Origin of the sequence: Clostridioides sp. ES-S-0006-03 (genome assembly GCF_020662275.1) — a bacterium.
GTDB lineage: Bacteria > Bacillota > Clostridia > Peptostreptococcales > Peptostreptococcaceae > Clostridioides.
On record NZ_JADGMM010000002.1, the window covers coordinates 339241 to 357759 of the forward strand.

Annotated in this window: 18 protein-coding genes and 2 riboswitches; of the genes, 11 read left to right on the forward strand and 7 right to left on the reverse strand. The window is 27.3% G+C overall.

Going from position 1 to position 18519, the window contains the following annotated elements:
* Nucleotides 1-13 precede the first annotated feature (13 nt).
* The 6 genes from IR151_RS03745 to IR151_RS03770 all read left to right on the forward strand — a co-directional run bounded on the left by IR151_RS03745 (nt 14) and on the right by IR151_RS03770 (nt 4299).
* On the forward strand, nt 14-685 hold the full coding sequence (locus IR151_RS03745; protein ID WP_227433180.1) for a response regulator transcription factor: 672 nt from the start codon (nt 14-16) through the stop codon (nt 683-685).
* The gene (locus IR151_RS03750) at nt 675-1907 is read left to right on the forward strand and encodes a sensor histidine kinase (protein WP_227433181.1); all 1233 of its coding nucleotides are present in this window, start codon (nt 675-677) and stop codon (nt 1905-1907) included. Before IR151_RS03745 ends, IR151_RS03750 begins: the two co-directional genes overlap by 11 nt.
* Before the next feature lie 149 nt (nt 1908-2056).
* Nucleotides 2057-2374, forward strand: a complete 318-nt coding sequence (gene trxA, locus IR151_RS03755) for a thioredoxin (protein ID WP_227433182.1) — start codon at nt 2057-2059, stop codon at nt 2372-2374.
* A gap of 15 nt (nt 2375-2389) precedes the next feature.
* Nucleotides 2390-3268, forward strand: coding sequence for an NAD(P)/FAD-dependent oxidoreductase (locus IR151_RS03760; RefSeq protein WP_227433183.1), 879 nt, complete (start codon nt 2390-2392; stop codon nt 3266-3268).
* A gap of 288 nt (nt 3269-3556) precedes the next feature.
* On the forward strand, nt 3557-3925 hold the full coding sequence (locus tag IR151_RS03765) for an ArsR/SmtB family transcription factor (RefSeq protein ID WP_227433184.1): 369 nt from the start codon (nt 3557-3559) through the stop codon (nt 3923-3925).
* 2 nt (nt 3926-3927) lie between these two features.
* A complete protein-coding gene (locus tag IR151_RS03770) occupies nt 3928-4299 on the forward strand; it encodes a NifB/NifX family molybdenum-iron cluster-binding protein (protein WP_227433185.1) in 372 nt (123 codons plus the stop codon).
* 137 nt (nt 4300-4436) lie between these two features.
* Here the strand turns inward: IR151_RS03770 and IR151_RS03775 are convergent, their stop codons facing one another.
* On the reverse strand, nt 4437-4892 hold the full coding sequence (locus IR151_RS03775) for a hypothetical protein (RefSeq protein ID WP_227433186.1): 456 nt from the start codon (nt 4890-4892) through the stop codon (nt 4437-4439).
* Nucleotides 4893-4930: 38 nt separating this feature from the next.
* Nucleotides 4931-6196 (reverse strand): ArsB/NhaD family transporter, encoded by a 1266-nt coding sequence (locus IR151_RS03780; RefSeq protein ID WP_227433187.1) that lies wholly within the window; start codon nt 6194-6196, stop codon nt 4931-4933.
* Between the two features lie 466 nt (nt 6197-6662).
* Here IR151_RS03780 and IR151_RS03785 point away from each other — a divergent pair, with 466 nt between their 5' ends.
* Nucleotides 6663-8114: an alanine/glycine:cation symporter family protein gene (locus tag IR151_RS03785; RefSeq protein ID WP_227433188.1), complete on the forward strand. Its 1452-nt coding sequence runs from the start codon at nt 6663-6665 to the stop codon at nt 8112-8114.
* A 211-nt stretch (nt 8115-8325) separates the two neighbouring features.
* Here IR151_RS03785 and IR151_RS03790 read toward each other — a convergent pair whose 3' ends face one another.
* From IR151_RS03790 to ribD, 5 genes are all read right to left on the reverse strand, one after another.
* Complete coding sequence (locus IR151_RS03790) at nt 8326-8754, reverse strand: hypothetical protein (protein ID WP_227433189.1); 429 nt, start codon at nt 8752-8754, stop codon at nt 8326-8328.
* A gap of 525 nt (nt 8755-9279) precedes the next feature.
* A complete protein-coding gene (gene ribE / locus IR151_RS03795; protein WP_227433190.1) occupies nt 9280-9741 on the reverse strand; it encodes a 6,7-dimethyl-8-ribityllumazine synthase in 462 nt (153 codons plus the stop codon).
* A gap of 106 nt (nt 9742-9847) precedes the next feature.
* Nucleotides 9848-11041, reverse strand: a complete 1194-nt coding sequence (locus tag IR151_RS03800) for a bifunctional 3,4-dihydroxy-2-butanone-4-phosphate synthase/GTP cyclohydrolase II (RefSeq protein ID WP_227433191.1) — start codon at nt 11039-11041, stop codon at nt 9848-9850.
* A 23-nt stretch (nt 11042-11064) separates the two neighbouring features.
* Nucleotides 11065-11730 carry a riboflavin synthase gene (locus IR151_RS03805; protein ID WP_227433192.1) on the reverse strand — a complete coding sequence of 222 codons (666 nt, stop codon included), beginning with the start codon at nt 11728-11730 and terminating at the stop codon, nt 11065-11067.
* A 31-nt stretch (nt 11731-11761) separates the two neighbouring features.
* On the reverse strand, nt 11762-12874 hold the full coding sequence (ribD, locus tag IR151_RS03810) for a bifunctional diaminohydroxyphosphoribosylaminopyrimidine deaminase/5-amino-6-(5-phosphoribosylamino)uracil reductase RibD (protein WP_227433193.1): 1113 nt from the start codon (nt 12872-12874) through the stop codon (nt 11762-11764).
* A 137-nt stretch (nt 12875-13011) separates the two neighbouring features.
* Nucleotides 13012-13133: riboswitch (FMN riboswitch) on the reverse strand.
* A 187-nt stretch (nt 13134-13320) separates the two neighbouring features.
* On the opposite strand from ribD, the gene recQ reads away from it, so the two are divergent.
* The 4 genes from recQ (at nt 13321) to thiF (ending at nt 18487) form a co-directional block, all read left to right on the forward strand.
* The gene (gene recQ, locus IR151_RS03815) at nt 13321-15804 is read left to right on the forward strand and encodes a DNA helicase RecQ (RefSeq protein WP_227433194.1); all 2484 of its coding nucleotides are present in this window, start codon (nt 13321-13323) and stop codon (nt 15802-15804) included.
* A gap of 88 nt (nt 15805-15892) precedes the next feature.
* A riboswitch (TPP riboswitch) is annotated at nt 15893-16004 on the forward strand.
* Nucleotides 16005-16146: 142 nt separating this feature from the next.
* Nucleotides 16147-17448: a phosphomethylpyrimidine synthase ThiC gene (gene thiC, locus IR151_RS03820; RefSeq protein ID WP_227433195.1), complete on the forward strand. Its 1302-nt coding sequence runs from the start codon at nt 16147-16149 to the stop codon at nt 17446-17448.
* 48 nt (nt 17449-17496) lie between these two features.
* Nucleotides 17497-17691, forward strand: coding sequence for a sulfur carrier protein ThiS (thiS, locus tag IR151_RS03825; RefSeq protein ID WP_227433196.1), 195 nt, complete (start codon nt 17497-17499; stop codon nt 17689-17691).
* Nucleotides 17684-18487: a thiamine biosynthesis protein ThiF gene (gene thiF, locus IR151_RS03830; protein ID WP_227433197.1), complete on the forward strand. Its 804-nt coding sequence runs from the start codon at nt 17684-17686 to the stop codon at nt 18485-18487. Before thiS ends, thiF begins: the two co-directional genes overlap by 8 nt.
* Nucleotides 18488-18519 lie beyond the last annotated feature (32 nt).

The window sequence follows — 18519 nt, forward strand, 5'->3', positions numbered from 1 at the left end:
GTAGGGGATATTTATGAAGGTTTTGATAGTTGAAGATAATAGGGTGCTTTTAGAAAGTGTAGTAGAAGAACTTAGTAATCATTTTGAAACTGAAAAATGTGAAGATGGAGAAGAAGCATTATATTTAATAAATCAAAATATATATGATTTAGTTATTTTAGATTTAATGCTTCCTAATATAAATGGAATTGATATTTTGAAGAAAATGAGAATCAATAATATAGATACACCTGTACTTATATTGACTGCTAAAGAAGCATTAGATGATAAAGTAGAAGCATTTACTATAGGAGCTAATGATTATTTAACAAAACCTTTTTATATGGAGGAACTAGTAGCAAGAGTATATGCCATATTGAGGACTAATGGAAAAATAAAAGAAAGAAATGGATTAGAATTTAAATCTTTATATCTAGATACATTAGAAAAAAGAGTGTATATTGAAGAAGAAGAAATAAAACTTCAAAATAAACAGTTTAACTTATTGGAATATTTTGTTTTAAATAAAGGTTCAATTTTATTAAAAGAACAGATTTATGATAGAATATGGGGAATTGATTCAGATGCAACTATTGAAATAGTAGAGGTATATGTAAGTAATCTGAGAAAAAAACTAAGTAAATATGGATATGATAAATATATTAAAACTAAGCGTAAGGTAGGATACATATTCGATGATAAATAAGAATGTATTTACCAGCACTAAAAACCATTTGATAAAAATGTACATTGTTGTAGTGGGTAGTTTTTTAATAATATTTTCTATATTTATATATTCATATTTTAGAGGTCTTACATATAGTGGAATTGATAGTGAAATCAATGATGAACTGGAGTATATAGTTTCTCAATTTAAGAGAACCTCATTTTTAAACCCAATAAGACTTAAAGACCCTAAAGATATGGTATATGTTTATGAGAATGACAGAATAAGTTACTATACTCAAAATGAATATTTTGATGAATTACTTCCAGACAGAAGACTAGATAAGAAAAATACATTTTTTAAATATACAGAAAATGGTTATACATTTAGAGAATTAAATGTGGATGTGGGCAGATATCAGATACAAATAATCAGAAACATTGACTCAGAGATGAATTCTTTAAAACAGTTGACATCTGTACTTATAATTGGAATACTAATTTCTGTTATAATAACATACTTTGTAGCTGTATATCTTACTCGAAAAGCATTAATTCCAATAGAGACTGCTTGGAGGAACCAAGCTAAATTTATACAAGATGCTTCACATGAGTTAAGGACTCCAATAACAATAGTTTCATCAAAATTAGAAAGTATGTTAAAATCTCCAGAAAATACAGTAAATGATGAAGTTGAAACAATAGCTACTGCAATGAAAGAAACTAGAAGACTTAAAAAGATGATAACGGATTTACTATCTCTTACTAAGGAAGATTCTATTGTTAAAGTTAACTTGGAGGAAATTGATTTAGAAAAATTACTAGAAGAAATATCAGAAGATTATGTGGATATTGCTGAGTTTCAAGAAAAAAAATTTACATTTAACTCTGAATTAAAGAATAAAGTTATAATAACAGATAAAAATAAATTGAGACAACTTATATTAATTTTTATTGATAATGCTTTTAAATATACTAAACTAGGTGATGAGATAGTATTAGAATTAAAAGAAGATGTGGAAGATGAAGTAACATTACTTATAAGAGATACTGGTATAGGTATAAAAAAAGAAGAAATGCCTTTTATATTTGACAGATTTTTTAGAAGTGAAAATGTGAGAAATAAAGATTTAGAAGGTTCTGGAATAGGTCTTTCAATAGCACATATGATTAGCTTGAATTTATCTATCGAAATAGATGTAACTTCTGATATAGGTATTGGAACTACATTTGAAATATCAATACCAAAAAAATTAAAATAATAAAAATATAAAAATCTGTTTTTACAAATAAAGAATGGGTATACTAATAGTATAAAATAAAATATAAAAGAATTTATAAAAGTAAAATTATATTTATAAATTTCATAGTATAATTATAAGGATAATAAATTTTTAGGAGGATTAAAAAAATGGCAAAAATTATAAATACATCTGAATTTAGAAGTAGTGTTGAAGGTAGTAAAGGAGTAGTTGTAGTAGATTTCTTTGCAACTTGGTGTGGACCTTGTAATATGTTAGGACCTGTATTTGCAGAATTAGGCGAAGAGATGAAAGACGAAGCTAGATTTGTAAAAGTTGATATAGATGAAAGCTTAGAAATAGCTCAACAATTTAGTGTATCTACAGTACCAACTATGATTATATTTAAAGATGGAGAGCCAGTTGAAACTCTAATTGGATTTATGCCTAAGAACAAAATTGAGATGAAAGTAAAATCATATTTATAAAAATGGGTGAATATTATGAGATATGACATAGCTATAATAGGTAGTGGTCCAGCAGGATTATCTGCTGCTATAAATGCAAAAATAAGAAATAAAACAATGATTATGTTTGGCAATGATAATTTAAGCAATAAGCTTGTTAAAGCTCCTTCAATAGATAATTATTTAGGTTTTTATGATATAAGTGGAGATGAATTAAAAGACAAATTTAAATCCCATATAGATAACATGGATATTTCAATTGAAAATAAAAGAATAAATAATATTTATGCTATGGGAGAATACTTTGCAATAATGTCTGGAAATGATATGTATGAAGCTACTACTGTAATCCTTGCAACTGGTGTAGAATATACTAGACCAATAAAAGGTGAAGAAGAATTTCTAGGAAGAGGAGTAGGATATTGTGCTACATGCGATGCACCACTTTATAGAAATAAAAAAGTAGCAGTTATAGGATATAATGAAGAATCTAAAGAAGAGGCAAATTTCTTAAGTGAACTTACTTCAAAAACTTATTTTATACCTATGTATAAAAAAGAAAACCTTATGAGAAGTTCAGATAATTTAGATGATTCTATTGAGATTATACATGATAGACCAGTGCAAATAGATGGAGATAAACTTGTAAATAAGATATCTTTTAAAGAAAATCATATTGAAGTTGATGGAGTATTCGTTATAAAAGATAGTACAGCTCCAAGTACATTGATTCCTGGAATAGAAATTGATGGTATCCATATTAAGGTTGACAATAATATGAAAACTAATATAGAAGGATGTTTTGCCGCAGGAGACTGTGTAGGTAAACCCTATTCTTATATCAAAGCAGCTGGGCAAGGACAAATAGCAGCATTAAATGCTGTTTATTATCTAGATAAATTAAAAAGAGCTTAGTATAATTAGTAAGTAAATTTTTAAATATACAAATAAAAAACTGTCTTAAAATAATATAATTATTTTAGACAGTTTTTTATTTGTATATTATTATTTTACTTCAAGATACATTAGAGATGTATCTCTAGGTATGTTTATTTTGATAGATTTAAATTGACAATTGAAATATATATAGAAACAATTAGAATTATTTATAATAAGTTCCAAAATTTCAAAATAATAGTTGAAAAATCTAATTAAGAGTACTATAATTTAATTAAGTAATTACTTAATCAAAAAGAGGTCTTTATGGAAAATTTGGTTAAAATATTTAAAGCATTGAGTGATGAAACTAGACTTAACATACTTATATTAGTATCTAAAAGAAATATCTGCCAAAAAGGAATTTCTAAATATTTAGGAATTTCAGATTCTGCTGTTTCACAACATATAAAAATATTAAAAGAAGTTGGCATAATAACAGGATATAAAGAAGGATACTATGTTTTATATCATATTAACAAAGAAGTGTTTAACATATGTATGGATTTTATAAATTCTATGTTAAGTAATTCTAGTGAAAGCTTTATAGATGTATTTGATATAAATACAATACATCTAGGATGCAGTAAAGAATGTAAATCTATGAAAAAATGTTGCAAGAGAAGGGAGAAATAATAATGAAAGTATGTATACCAGTAGAAGAAAATAAAGGATTAGATAGTAAACCATATGGTCATTTTGGTTCTGCACCAATCTTTGTTGTGTGTGACTTAGAAAGTGGAGAAGTTAAATCTTTAGACAATGGAGATTTAGGTCATGAACATGGGAAATGCCAACCAATAAAAGCATTATCAGGTACAGTTGTAGATGCAGTAGTAGTTGGAGGAATAGGGCAAGGTGCCATAGTTAAATTAAATAGTATGGGAATAAAAGTTTATAGAGCTGAAGCTGATACTATCAGTGGTAATTTGGACTTACTTAAAGATGGAAAATTAGTAGAATTTCCATCAAATCATACTTGTTCACATGATGGATGTGGGCATCATTAAAAACAAGATAGCTGATGAAGCATATGCTTCATCAGCTATTTTATCATTTTAACAAATAAGATTCTTTATATTTAGTATTAAATTTTGAGGTTGTACAAAGTTTTTTTATATAACCTTAAATTTATAAGTATCTTACTTTAGATTTTCTTTGTATGCTTTTCTATATAGTTAATATCATTTAATATATCGTTAAGTTCTTTATTGAGTGTTTTTAAATCATCTCCATCTACATTATAGTTTAAAAATAACTCTTCTACATTATCAATAATAGAATTGACTTTTCTAGTAACTTCAACAAAAGTTTTAAAGTTACTACTATTTTTAGCATTTAGAAATTTGTTTAAATCCTTTGATATAAATGATATTATTTCATATTCATCATTAAAAAGACCTCTACCAATAGGATATGGTTCAATTCTTTGTAAAAAATATTGATCTTTAGCATTAATATTATAAGTATAAGATATTTCCCAGTTGTCTCCTAAATCAAACTTAATAAAATATAATGTACTACTTACTTTTGATATTTTTGTAGCTCCAAGTTGTCTTAAAAGAACTTCAATTGAATCTCCTTGAACAGTATTAATATTCATATATACACATCCCCTTTAATACTATTATACTATATTTTCTAAAATTTTATAATTAAATAAACAGTAGATATAATAATAGATATAATCATAAGTGGAAAACCTATCTTAAAATACTCTTTAAAAGATATAGGATGACCATGCTTATTGCCTATACCTGCTAGTACAACATTGGCAGAGGCTCCAATAAGTGTCCCATTACCTCCAAGACAAGCTCCAAGGGATGTTGCCCACCATAGTGGCATTACATCAATTCCTTCAGCTTGCATAGTCAAAATAAGTGGAATTAATGTTGCAACAAACGGAATATTATCTAAGAATGAAGAAACTATTGCTGATAACCATAATATTAATAACATTGTAAATACAATATGGCCCTCTGTAAGTCCAATTAATGCTTGAGCTAATTTATTTATTATACCCACTTCTACTAATCCACCAACTACTACAAATAATCCCATAAAGAATAAGATTGTAGACCATTCAATACCTGCCATAATTTCATCTACATCTTGTTTTCCTATAAGAAGCATTATAGATGCACCAGTTAATGCTACAACAGAAGAATCTATATGGATTGTGCTATGAAACATAAAACCAAAGAGTATAAATGCTATTAAAAGAAGACTTTTTATAAGTAAGGGTTTATCTTTAATAGATTTTTTTTCATCAAGCTTTAATATTACTTCTTTGGCTTTATCATCTACAACAAGTTCTTTTCCATAAATAAATTTAAAACATATTATTGTTATAATAAGTATTACTATAACAGCAGGTCCTAAATTTATTACAAAATCCATGAAACTAAGATTGGCAGCACTACCAATCATAATATTTGGAGGGTCACCTATAAGAGTAGATGTACCTCCGATATTTGAAGCTAAAATTTGTGTTATTAAAAATGGAACTGGATTAAGTCCTAGAATTTGTGTAATAACTATAGTCATTGGACCTATAAGTAAAACAGTAGTAACATTATCTAATACAGCAGATAAAATAGCTGTTATAATAGCAAAACAAATCATTATTCTCCATGGATCACCTTTAGCTTTTTTTGCAGTCCAAATAGCTATATATTCAAATAGTCCTGAGTTTTTAACAACAGCAACAAATAGCATCATACCAACCAATACTCCAATAGTATTGAAGTCTATATGGCTTAATCCTTCATCAAGTGTAAGTATATTGAATATTATCATTAATAGTGCACCACCAACCGCTGCTACAGATCTGTTTACCTTTTCTGTAATAATAGCTGCCATAACTATTAAAAATATACATATAGCTATTATTTGTTGAAATTCCATAATATAAGTACCTCCATTTGTATTCTTTTGTGTCTAATGCTAGTACTATATATAGTATTACTTTTTTCTAGTTTTTTCAATGGATGTATAAAAGTATATTATTTAACAAAGTTTTTAAAAAATTAACAGAATTTAGAGAAAATTTTTGCTATTTAAATAAATTTTAAAATCATATCATTACTTATAATATTAAACGACAAACGAAAAAATATACTTCAAAAGTATAATTTATTGTATTTGATAAGCAATATAAAGTATTAATTACATCTAAGTTATAAAATTAATAAAATAAAGTTGAATTTAAAGATAAAACTGCAATTTATTAAAGAAATTATTCATTTTAAACCTTGTAATTTAATTTTATAAATATTATAATTAAATTAATGAATTTTTCACAAGGAATTATGCATTTTTTTGATTTTAAGATTTATTGAGAAAACAATATTAATAGGGGGTAATTAATAAAATGGATTTTTTAAATGGTATTTTAACAGGCATTAACAATGCAGTAGTATTTGTAAACAATTACTTATGGTCTTATATTCTAATTATAATGTTAGTTGTAATTGGTATTTACTTTACTATTAAAACAAATTTTGTACAATTCAGATATTTTATAGAAATGTTTAGGCTTTTAGGTGATGGTGCAGCAAATAAAAATGCAAAAAAAGAAGGAAAAATATCTTCATTTCAAGCCTTTTGTATAAGTACATCTTCAAGAGTTGGTACTGGAAATATAGCAGGGATAGCAATTGCAGTAGTAGCAGGAGGTCCTGGTGCTGTATTTTGGATGTGGCTTATAGCTTTAATTGGTTCTGCTTCAAGTTTTGTGGAGAGTACATTGGCTCAAATTTATAAAGTTAAGAATGGACCAGCTTTTAGAGGTGGACCAGCTTATTATATGGAACAAGGTTTAAATAAAAGATGGATGGGTGTTTTATTTTCAATACTTATAACTATCTGTTATGGATTTGTATTCAATGCAGTTCAAGCAAATACTGTTTCATTGGCATTTAATAATGCATTTGGTATAAGTAAAATGGCTATGGGAATAGGTCTTGGAATTTTAACAGCAATAGTTATTTTTGGTGGTGTTCATAGAATAGCAAAAGTTTCAGAAATAATAGTTCCTGTATTTGCAGGATTATACATATTAGTTGCTTTAGCTATAGTTGTAATGAATATAACAGAAATACCAGGAGTTATATCATTAATAGTAGAAAGCGCATTTGATTTTAGAGGAATGGCAATTGGTACATTTATGGGAGTTGTAATGACTGGAGTAAAAAGAGGTTTATTTTCTAATGAAGCAGGAATGGGTAGTGCACCTAATGCTGCTGCAACAGCACATGTAACTCACCCTGTAAAACAAGGTTTAATCCAATCTCTAGGTGTTTTTACAGATACTATAATTATATGTAGTTGTACAGCATTCATGGTATTATTATATTCAGATTATGCTAGTAGTGGAGCAACAGGAATTGAATTAGCTCAAGAAGCTTTAACTCACCATATAGGTCCAATAGGAAATATTTTTATAGCAGTTTGTATATTCTTATTTGCATTTAGTTCTATAGTAGGAAATTATTACTATGGAGAATCAAATATGGAGTTTATGAGTGGAAGTAAAATTAAACTTAATGTATTTAGAGTTTTCGTTGTAGGTATGGTTTTATTTGGTTCTCTTACTCAAGTAGAAGTAGTCTGGAATTTAGCAGATTTATTTATGGCACTGATGGCTATAATAAACTTAATAGCAATAACTCTTTTAGGTAAGTACGCATTTATTGCTTTAAAAGACTATACAAGCCAAAAAAAATCTGGAATAAAAGACCCTGTATTTATTGCAGATGAAATAGAAGGACTAGAAAATGTATCAGAGTGGCACACTGAATTATCTGATGAACGTTTAGGATAAAAAGTAGTATAAAAATTATAGAGTAATTTTGATAGATTAGAATGTATTTAATTTATGTGAATATAGTATTTTAGCTAACTTATATTACTGGAATTTTTAATTCCAGTAATATTTTTTTATATCAAGTATATTATATTTTATTAAGAGTTTTTAGTATTTTAATATAATTTAGTTATCATAAATAATATATTAAAACCTCTCTTTTTAAATACTACACAATTAAATCTTGTAAGTTATCTTCAAAGCTTTCTAAGTAATCACAAAATAATCTAAACTCTTCTATATTTTTGATTTCTTGTAAATTTCTTAAGTCTATCATCATGTTGCTATATTTATGCAACATAAAACTCATATCATATATTTCACATTTAACAAATCCTTCTTGATAGTTGTATTTATAAGGTTCATATTTTGAAAAATTTGATTCAAAGTATTTTATTTTAGCATAACATAATCTGTGTATATTGAATAAAAGAGCAAATATAGATTCTTTAACTGCAAACTTGTGTGTGAAGTATTTTACAGTGTGGTATTTATCGTGTTTAAATTCCCAAATTAAATCTTCATTCAAAGTAAGAGAATATTTTTTTATAAGGTTACGTTTTTCTAGTGTTAAATCTTGTATTGAACTTGTTTTCATAATTCAGTCCCCCATAAATATTCAATAAACAACCATTAAATTATGGTGTTCATTTATAGTTTATTATTGCTTACTTAATTATATTGTATAATTAATCGAGAAAATAATAAAATAGATAATTAATATAACATTAATATATGCTATAAATAAAAACGATAGCTTTGATAGTAATATGTACAAATTTATGGTATTTTATATTTAGATTTATATTTGTAGTTATTTTAAGCTTTTAAAAGTATTTTTTATTATTAACTTATATTTCCTAGATTACAGGGAATTTAACACTAAAAATCTATCTTGTGTCCTTAAAAATTTACATAATGATTGTATATATTCTAATTTCAAAATATACGTGAATAGTGTTGGTATTTCTAATGAATATGAAGATATGGGTAAGGTTGTTCAAATAGATAATTATCTTTAAAATTATTAAGTACCAAAAGACAAGTATGCTTTGCCATATTGGTACTTAATAGTATTTTATAGTCTCTATTTTAATTTCCACTATTTAATCAATAAAGGTATTTAATCTAGAACCTTAAATAGGTTTGCCATTTCTAGTGCATTCATAGCACAATCATATCCTTTATTTCCAGCTTTTGTGCCAGCTCTTTCAATAGCTTGTTCAATATTTTCTGTTGTTACTATTCCAAATATAACAGGTAATTCATTATCCAAAGATACTTTTGCAATGCCTTTAGATACTTCGCTACATACATAATCATAATGAGAAGTAGCACCTCTTATAACACATCCTAAACATATTATAGCATCATACTTACCACTCTTAGACATTTTTTGAGCAACGAGAGGAATCTCAAAAGCTCCAGGTACCCAAACCACTTCTATATTTTCCTGAGTAACATCGTGTCTTAAAAGGCAATCTTGAGCACCAGATAAAAGTTTTGATGTTATAAATTCATTAAAACGAGAGTTTATTATACCTATTTTTAAATCTTTTCCAATAAGTTTTCCTTCATATATCATTTTTATTTCCTCCAATTTTATTTAGGTTATAAATCTATATTTTTAGTATATATGCATATTATTGTAATAAAAATTACTTAGTAGAATAAAAATTAAATACCATTAGCTATATAATATCTAATAGATGTCCCATTTTATCCTTCTTAGTTTTCAGATATAATTTATTAAAATCATTAATTTCTTCATTAATAGGAACTCTATGTTCAATTTTTATTCCATATTTTTCTAATTGATTTATTTTGTCAGGATTATTACTTAAAAGGTTTATACTTTTTATATGTAAATTTTTTAATATCTGAGCAGCGATATAAAAATCTCTCATATCTTCTTCAAATCCAAGCATTAAATTCGCTTCAACAGTATCATAACCTTCTTCTTGAAGTTTATAAGCTTTAATTTTATTTAAAAGCCCAATACCTCTGCCTTCCTGTTTCATATAAATTAAAACACCACTTCCATTTTCTACAATTTTTTTCATAGAAGTTTCTAACTGTAGCCCACAATCACATTTTAAAGAATGAAATACATCACCTGTTAAACATTCAGAATGAAGTCTGACTAGTGTATTTTCTTCATTTACATTTCCATAAGTAAGGGCAATGTGTTCTTCATTTGAGTAAATATCTTTATATCCTATTATTTCAAAATTTCCATATTTTGTTGGAAGAAAAGCACTAGAAATTTTTTCTATAGTGGTTTCATTTCTTTTTCGATATTCTATCAAGTCTTTTATAGTAATTATTTTTAAATTATGTTTTTCTTTAAATATCATTAAATCATCAACTCTTGCCATTGTACCATCATCTTTCATTATTTCGCAGATAAGACCAATTTCTTTAAATCCTGCAAGTCTAGCAAGGTCTACAGAAGCTTCTGTGTGACCATCTCTAACTAGGACACCTCCAGTTTTTGCTATTAATGGAAATACATGTCCAGGTGTTTTAAAATCTTTACTTGTGGAACTTTCATTACAGAATAGTTTGACAGTTTCAGCTCTCTCATATGCAGATATACCTGTTAAAGTATCTATTCCATCTATAGTGACAGTAAATGCAGTTTGAAATGTGTCTGTATTTTCTTTAACCATAAGAGGTATATTTAGACTTTTAAATTTTTCTTCAGTAGCAGGAAGACAAATAAGGCCCCTACCATATGTAGCCATAAAGTTTATTGTCTCAGGTGTAGCCATTTCAGCTGCCATCAATAAATCTCCTTCATTTTCTCTGCTTTCATCATCAACTACGATTACCATTTTTCCATTTTTGATATCATTAATAGCTTCTTTAATAGTGTTAAACATGTAATTCACTCCTTTTATTATTTTTAAAAACCATTTTTAAATAAAAATTCTTTATCTATATTTGATTTATAGTGACTACTATTAGAATTTAATTCCTTGTAGTTTTTTACAAGAAAATTATTAACATACTTTCCAATTACATCACTTTCTAAATTGACAAAGTCTCCAATATTCTTTGTCAAGAGAGTAGTGTTAAATTTAGTATGAGGTATAACCGAAACCTTAAATATCTCATCATCTAAATAAGCTATAGTTAGACTTACACCATCAATAGCAACAGAACCTTTGTGTATCATTGTTGATAAAAGTTCTTTGGACGGTTGTATGCTTATTAAAACTGCATTTTCATCTTTTTCAAATTTACAAATAGTACCTTTACTATCAACATGACCTGTTACTAGGTGTCCACCAAATCTAGAAGAAAGACTCATAGCTCTTTCAAGATTTACTTCATCACTTGGATTTAATGAACTTAAATTTGTGGAACGGACTGTTTCCATCATGACATCAGCAGTAAATTCATTTTTACCTAAACTTGAAACAGTTAAGCAAACTCCATTTACAGCAATACTATCTCCAAGATTTGTACCATCTAGTATTTTATTTGATTGTATGGTGACTTTTCCACTTTTGCCATTAGCAGTAATTTTTCTAAGTATTCCAACTTCTTCTACTATGCCAGTAAACATTTTAACCTCCTAGACGTGTATATTTATAAATTTAATTTAAAACATCAGACTCTACCAAAATATCGCCATCTATTAAAGTTACATTCTTAATTTCTAATTGTATAGCATCTGATAAGTAATCTATTCCATCTCCAGAAACGAAAGTAGGAGCATCTTTTCCACCTATAATTTTAGGTGATAAAAACAATTTGACTTTATCAACTAAATTGTTTCTAAATAGACTGTCATTAAGTGTAGCACCACCTTCAACTAAAACAGAATCAATTTTTAATTCTCCTAATTTATACATTACAAATTCTAAATCTACCATATTATTTTTTTTAGGAGAAAGTACTACTTCAATATTATTTTTTCTTAGAACTAATGATTTTTCACTATCTTCACAACACGTAAAAACTATAGTTTTATTGTTTTTATCTTTAACTAATTTGCTATCAACTGGCAATTTTAAGTTTGTGTCTATTATTATTCTTACAGGGTGAGATACATTTTCTTGGTTAAGTCTGCAAGTTAGCAATGGATTATCATTTAAAACTGTGTTTATCCCAACCATTATACCTTGATATTTATTTCTATACTTATGAGTTAGATATCTTGATGATTCATTAGATATCCATTTTGATTCTAGCGATTTTGTGGCAATCTTGCCATCTAAACTTACTGCTGATTTTACAATACAAAGAGGTTTTTTTGTTTTTATATAGTAAAAAAATATTTCATTTAATTGTTTTGCTTCTTTTTCTAATATACCTACAGTAACATCAATGTTATTGTCTCTTAGTTTTTTTACTCCATTACCACAAACGATTGGATTTGGGTCTAATGTAGATATTACGACTCTCTTAATCTTATTTTGAATAATTTTATCTACACAAGGAGGTGTTTTGCCATAATGAGAACAGGGTTCTAAATTTACATAAAGGGTAGTGTCTTTTAAACTTTGATTAGCACTATTTATAGCATTTATTTCAGCGTGATTAGAGCCAAATCTCTCATGATATCCTTTACCTATTATGTCATCATCTTTAACGATTACACATCCCACTAATGGATTTGGATTTACAAAACCTTCTCCATTTTTGGCTAATTCAATAGCTTTTTTCATATAATAAATATCTTTCTCTTTTTGACTTATAAATTTCACAATATTTACACCCCCTATTTAAACTTAGATAATTTTCAAACAAAAAACCCCGAGAATTAACTCGGGGTTTAGAATAATCTACAATAAATATTGTATAAATGTATAGCAAAACGGCTCTACAAAAACACTTATTTAGCATATATCTTCTTCCATCCAGACTTTACTGTCGGCTTTGGAATTTAACCAAATCAACCAAGTTTTAACTCAGCTCGCGGGCTATACCGCCGATTGGGAATTTCACCCTACCCCGAAGATTAAGTATTAAATTTATATTTAGAATGTATCATAAATTATTTTACTTTGCAAACTATTTTTTTAAAAATATATGTTAATATATAATATATAACAGCTAGAAACTTTGGAATAATGCGATTGTGAATATAAAAATAAAAATTTGAACATAATCAGAAAAGAAGTTTAATTAATTTGAATTGGGAGAGAAATATATGAATAAAAAACATTTAGAAATATTATCAAAATACTATGGATATACAAGTTTTAGAAAAGGCCAAGAGTCCATAATAAATTCTATTTTGAATAAAAAAGATGTATTAGCTATAATGCCAACTGGAGGAGGAAAATCTATATGTTATCAACTTCCAGCATTGATATTAGATGGGATGACAGTAGTGATTTCACCACTTATATCTCTTATGAAAGACCAAGTAGATGCTTTAAAAGCCATGGGAATCAATGCTGCTTTTATAAATAGTTCATTGGGAAACAAAGAATTTAATGAAATATTAAGTAATATTAGAAAAAATACTTATAAAATACTTTATATTGCTCCAGAAAGATTAGATACCCAAGAATTTCTTGAACTAATAAATAATAATGACATAAGTCAAATTGCAATAGATGAAGCACATTGTGTATCTCAATGGGGACATGATTTTAGACTGAGTTATAGAAGGATTTCTACGTTTATCAATAGTTTGTCTAAAAGACCTATAGTCACAGCCTTTACAGCTACTGCATCAGAAGAGGTAAGAGCTGATATAATAAATTTATTGTGTTTAGAGAGTCCAGATTGTTACATAACAGGGTTTGATAGAGAAAATCTAGCAATAAATATAGTGAAATCATCTAGTAAAAATAAATATATTTTGGACTATATTCAAAATCATAAAAATGAGTCTGGAATTATATATACAGCTACTAGAAAAGAAGTTGAAAATATTTATAATGGCTTGGCAAAGAGAAATATATCTGTATCAAAATACCATGCAGGTTTATCTAAAAATGAAAGAAATAAGAATCAAGAAGATTTTATAAATGATAATATAGATATAATGATAGCAACAAATGCATTTGGGATGGGTATTGATAAGCCCAATATAAGATGGGTTATACACTACAATATGCCTCAAAGTGTAGAAAATTACTACCAAGAAATAGGGAGAGCTGGTAGGGATGGAGAAAAAAGTGAATGTATACTTTTATTTTCTCCAGGAGATGTACATATACAAAAATATTTAATAGATATTGGTGTTGAAAATCCTGAAAGAAAATTATTTCAACATAAAAAACTTCAGCATATGATTGATTTAGTTTATAGTAATTCATGCTATAGGAGGACAATATTAAATTACTTTGGAGAAAATTATATAGAAAACTGTAATAACTGTAGTAATTGTTTAGTTGAAGGAGAAATAGTGGATAAAACTATAGATGCTCAAAAAGTTATTTCATGTGTAGCTAGAATGAAAAGAAGTTATGGTGTTACTACTATTGTAGATGTACTTAGAGGGTCTAAAAACAAAAAAATTTTACAACTTGGTTTAGATACTTTGTCTACATATAATATTATGAGAGATTATTCAAGTGAAGACTTGAAGAATTTTATAAATACATTAGTTTCTCATGGTTTTTTAGATTTAGTCGAAACTTTAGGTAGCGGAAACAGAGGAAGTTACCCAACTATAAGATTAAATGATATGTCTATGAAAGTTTTGAAGGGCGAGGTAAAGGTAGAATTTAAGGAAATTGTAATGACAAAATCTCTAGAAATAGAAGATGAATTATATAGTGCTTTAAGAGAATTAAGACACTTAATTGCAAGTGAAGAAAGAATAGCTCCATATATGGTTTTTGGAGATGGAACACTTAGAGCTATGTCTAGTAGTTATCCAGTCAATAAAGAAGAAATGCTAAATATATCTGGAGTAGGAGAAATTAAATATCAAAAATATGGTGAAGATTTTGAAACACTAATCAAAGAATATGTCGAAAAAAACAATATAGATAAAAAAGACAAAGAAAAAAATGTCGATTTAATAAATGTCAATAGTGAATTTCTTGAAGTTAATACAGATAAAGCTTTATATGAAAGGCTAATAAATATTAGAGAAGAATATGCTAAAAAAGAAAAATTACTTCCATACATGATTTTAACTAATAAGGCTTTGAAAGAAATAAGTGGAAGATATCCTATTGATAAAGAACAATTAAAGGATATTTCTGGTATAGGTGAAGTAAAAATTGAAAAGTATGGGGCTAGTATTTTAGATGAAGTTAAACATTATGTAAAAGAAAATAGTATTGATGTTACTTGGGAGAAAAAGAAAAAAAGAAAATTGATACTAGATGGAGAAAGCAGAAAAAACAATGAAATAGCACTAGATTTGTTAAATCAAGGTAAGGATATACAAAGTGTAAGTCAAGAAATAGAAGTCTCCCTATCTACAGTTATTGGATATGTATATGATTATTTAAAAGATGGGCAAAGTATATCATTTACATTAGATTTAGAAAATTTTTATAGTGAAGATGAAAGGAAGATGATTTTAGAAGTATGTGAAGAAGTAGGTTATGAAAATTTAAATAACATAAAAAGAAAACTTCCAGATTCAATAAAGTATGAAAATATAAGGGCTGTTATACTTAAATCTTATCTTGAAAATTCGAAAAAAGGTGCATCATTGGAGTAAAGTTAGCTGGATTAAAATATAAAATTTGTATTATTATGTTGAACTAATATTTTTGCTGTGTTATACTGAATTTGTAAAAATGATAAAAATTTAGAGCTAGGGGCGCTAGAATTGGCTAGCTGAGAGATAAAGCCGTAACTTACAAACCCTAATAACCTGATCAAGATAATGCTTGCGAAGGGAAGCTTTGTAATATAATTTTGTTATATAAATAGATAAATTATTCTGCATAGTGAGAAATTTGTCTAAGTGTATATATGATTATAAGAGTGCTTTCCAAAACAAGGAAAAGCACTTTTTTTATTGTTAAAAACTATAACTTTAATCTTGGAGGAATGTAATATGAATTATACAACGCAAATGGATGCTGCTAGAAAAGGCATAATAACTAAAGAAATGGAAATCGTTTCTCAAAAGGAACAAGTAGATGTAAATGAATTAAGAGAATTAATAGCAAAGGGACAAGTTGTTATACCTGCTAACAAAAATCATAAATCCTTAAGTGCAGAAGGTGTAGGTAAAAATTTAAGAACAAAGATAAATGTAAACTTAGGAATTTCAAGAGATTGTAAGAATATAGAAAATGAACTTGAAAAAGTTAAAGTGGCAATAGACATGAAAGCTGAAGCAATAATGGATTTGAGTAACTATGGAAAAACTAGAGAATTTAGAGAAAAAGTTGTTGAAATGTCACCCGCAATGATAGGTTCGGTTCCTATGTATGATGCAGTAGGGTATTTAGAAAAAGAACTAAAGGATATAACAGAAGAAGAATTTTTAAATGTAATAAGACAACATGCTATTGACGGAGTTGATTTTATTACTATACATGCTGGTCTTACTAGAAGTGTTTGTCAAAAGATAAAAAATCATGAAAGATTAACTCATATAGTATCTCGTGGAGGTTCACTATTATTTGCTTGGATGGAGTTAAATAATAAAGAAAATCCTATTTATACTAATTTTGATAAGATTTTAGATATATGTGAAGAGTATGATGTTACATTAAGTTTGGGGGATGCATGTAGACCTGGTTGTATAAAAGATTCTACAGATGGAGTTCAGATTCAAGAACTTGTAGTATTAGGAGAACTTACTAAAAGAGCATGGGAAAGAAATGTACAAGTCATGATAGAAGGACCTGGTCATATGGCTATTGATGAAATAGAAGCAAATGTAGTGTTAGAAAAAAGACTATGTCATGGAGCACCTTTTTATGTTCTTGGTCCATTGGTTACAGATATAGCCCCAGGTTATGACCATATAACTAGTGCAATAGGAGGAGCATTAGCATGTGCTAAAGGAGTAGACTTCTTATGCTATGTAACTCCAGCAGAACATTTAAGATTACCTAATTTAGATGATATGAAAGAAGGGATAATAGCTGCTAAAATAGCTGCTCATGCAGGAGATATAGCTAAGAATGTTAAAGGAGCTCGTGAATGGGATAACAAAATGAGTAAAGCTAGAGCAGATTTAGATTGGTGTGAAATGTTTAGACTTGCAATAGACCCTGAAAAAGCTAAAAGATATAGAGATGAGTCAACTCCGACTCATGAAGATAGTTGTACTATGTGTGGAAAAATGTGTTCAATGAGAACAGTTAAAAAAATATTAAACAATGAGGAACTTAATTTAATATAATTTGTGCAGAGAATTAGTTGAATAAAGTCAAAATGAGGAGGTGATTTAGTGAAGGTTAATGGAAAGAATGTTGAATTCAAAGAAAACTTAACTGTTATAGATTTGTTGAATAAATATAATTTGAAGAGCGATAGAGTTGTAGTTGAGATAAATCTAGAAATAATTGAAGAATCCAATTACAATACATATATATTAAAGGATGAAGATGTTGTAGAACTTATTAGCTTTATTGGAGGTGGTTAAAATAAAAATATTTGTAAATGAAGTATTAACAGATGTTGAAAAAAATACAACTGCCTATAAAGTTAGAGATAAATATAATCATAAATGTGATGTATTGGTGTTGAATGGATATCCAATTAAAGCTGACATTCCCCTTTCTGAAAATGATAAATTAACACTTATACAAAAAGGGGTTAAACCTTCTTTTGATGAGTTAGAAAGCTTGTTGATAGCTAGACATACTCCAAATGTGCATAATAAATTAAAAAAAGGAAGAGTTGCTATATTGGGACTAGGTGGACTTGGGTCCAATATAGCTATCTCTTTAGCTCGAATTGGAGTTGGAGAACTTCTACTTATAGATTATGATGTTGTGGAGCCATCTAACTTAAATAGACAGCAATACTTTATAGATGATATAGGAAAACTAAAAACAGATGCTATGGTTGAAAATATAACAAAAATTAATCCATTTATAAAATTAAAAAAGCAAAATATTTTTTTAAATAAATATAATATGGATATACTTAAAGAGGCAGATTTGATAATTGAAGCTTTTGATGATGCTTCATGTAAAGCACAAGTTTGTAATTATATCTTAATAAATTTGAAAGATAAATATTTGATAGCATCATCAGGTATGGCAGGTTACTATGATTCAAATATAATAACTACTAAGAAAATAAGAGATAGATTTTATATATGTGGAGATTTTGTAAATGAAGCTAAAATTGGAGAGGGACTTATGGCTCCAAGAGTTGCTATTTGTGCAAATCATATGGCAAATTTGGCAACAAAAATACTTATAGATATGTAAATACGTGAATCAGAAAATAAAAAGATTGAAAA

Excerpts from the sequence above, each read along its gene's own strand:
- IR151_RS03790 (WP_227433189.1), bottom strand. The coding sequence starts at position 8,754 with ATGAAAACAAGTTCAATACAAGATTTAACACTAGAAAAACGTAACCTT.
- IR151_RS03800 (WP_227433191.1), bottom strand. The coding sequence starts at position 11,041 with ATGTTTAACACTATTAAAGAAGCTATTAATGATATCAAAAATGGAAAA.
- IR151_RS03765 (WP_227433184.1), top strand. The coding sequence starts at position 3,557 with ATGGAAAATTTGGTTAAAATATTTAAAGCATTGAGTGATGAAACTAGA.
- IR151_RS03785 (WP_227433188.1), top strand. The coding sequence starts at position 6,663 with ATGGATTTTTTAAATGGTATTTTAACAGGCATTAACAATGCAGTAGTA.
- IR151_RS03760 (WP_227433183.1), top strand. The coding sequence starts at position 2,390 with ATGAGATATGACATAGCTATAATAGGTAGTGGTCCAGCAGGATTATCT.
- trxA (WP_227433182.1), top strand. The coding sequence starts at position 2,057 with ATGGCAAAAATTATAAATACATCTGAATTTAGAAGTAGTGTTGAAGGT.
- IR151_RS03805 (WP_227433192.1), bottom strand. The coding sequence starts at position 11,730 with ATGTTTACTGGCATAGTAGAAGAAGTTGGAATACTTAGAAAAATTACT.
- IR151_RS03770 (WP_227433185.1), top strand. The coding sequence starts at position 3,928 with ATGAAAGTATGTATACCAGTAGAAGAAAATAAAGGATTAGATAGTAAA.
- IR151_RS03780 (WP_227433187.1), bottom strand. The coding sequence starts at position 6,196 with ATGGAATTTCAACAAATAATAGCTATATGTATATTTTTAATAGTTATG.
- IR151_RS03750 (WP_227433181.1), top strand. The coding sequence starts at position 675 with ATGATAAATAAGAATGTATTTACCAGCACTAAAAACCATTTGATAAAA.
- recQ (WP_227433194.1), top strand. The coding sequence starts at position 13,321 with ATGAATAAAAAACATTTAGAAATATTATCAAAATACTATGGATATACA.
- IR151_RS03775 (WP_227433186.1), bottom strand. The coding sequence starts at position 4,892 with ATGAATATTAATACTGTTCAAGGAGATTCAATTGAAGTTCTTTTAAGA.
- IR151_RS03745 (WP_227433180.1), top strand. The coding sequence starts at position 14 with ATGAAGGTTTTGATAGTTGAAGATAATAGGGTGCTTTTAGAAAGTGTA.
- thiC (WP_227433195.1), top strand. The coding sequence starts at position 16,147 with ATGAATTATACAACGCAAATGGATGCTGCTAGAAAAGGCATAATAACT.
- ribE (WP_227433190.1), bottom strand. The coding sequence starts at position 9,741 with ATGATATATGAAGGAAAACTTATTGGAAAAGATTTAAAAATAGGTATA.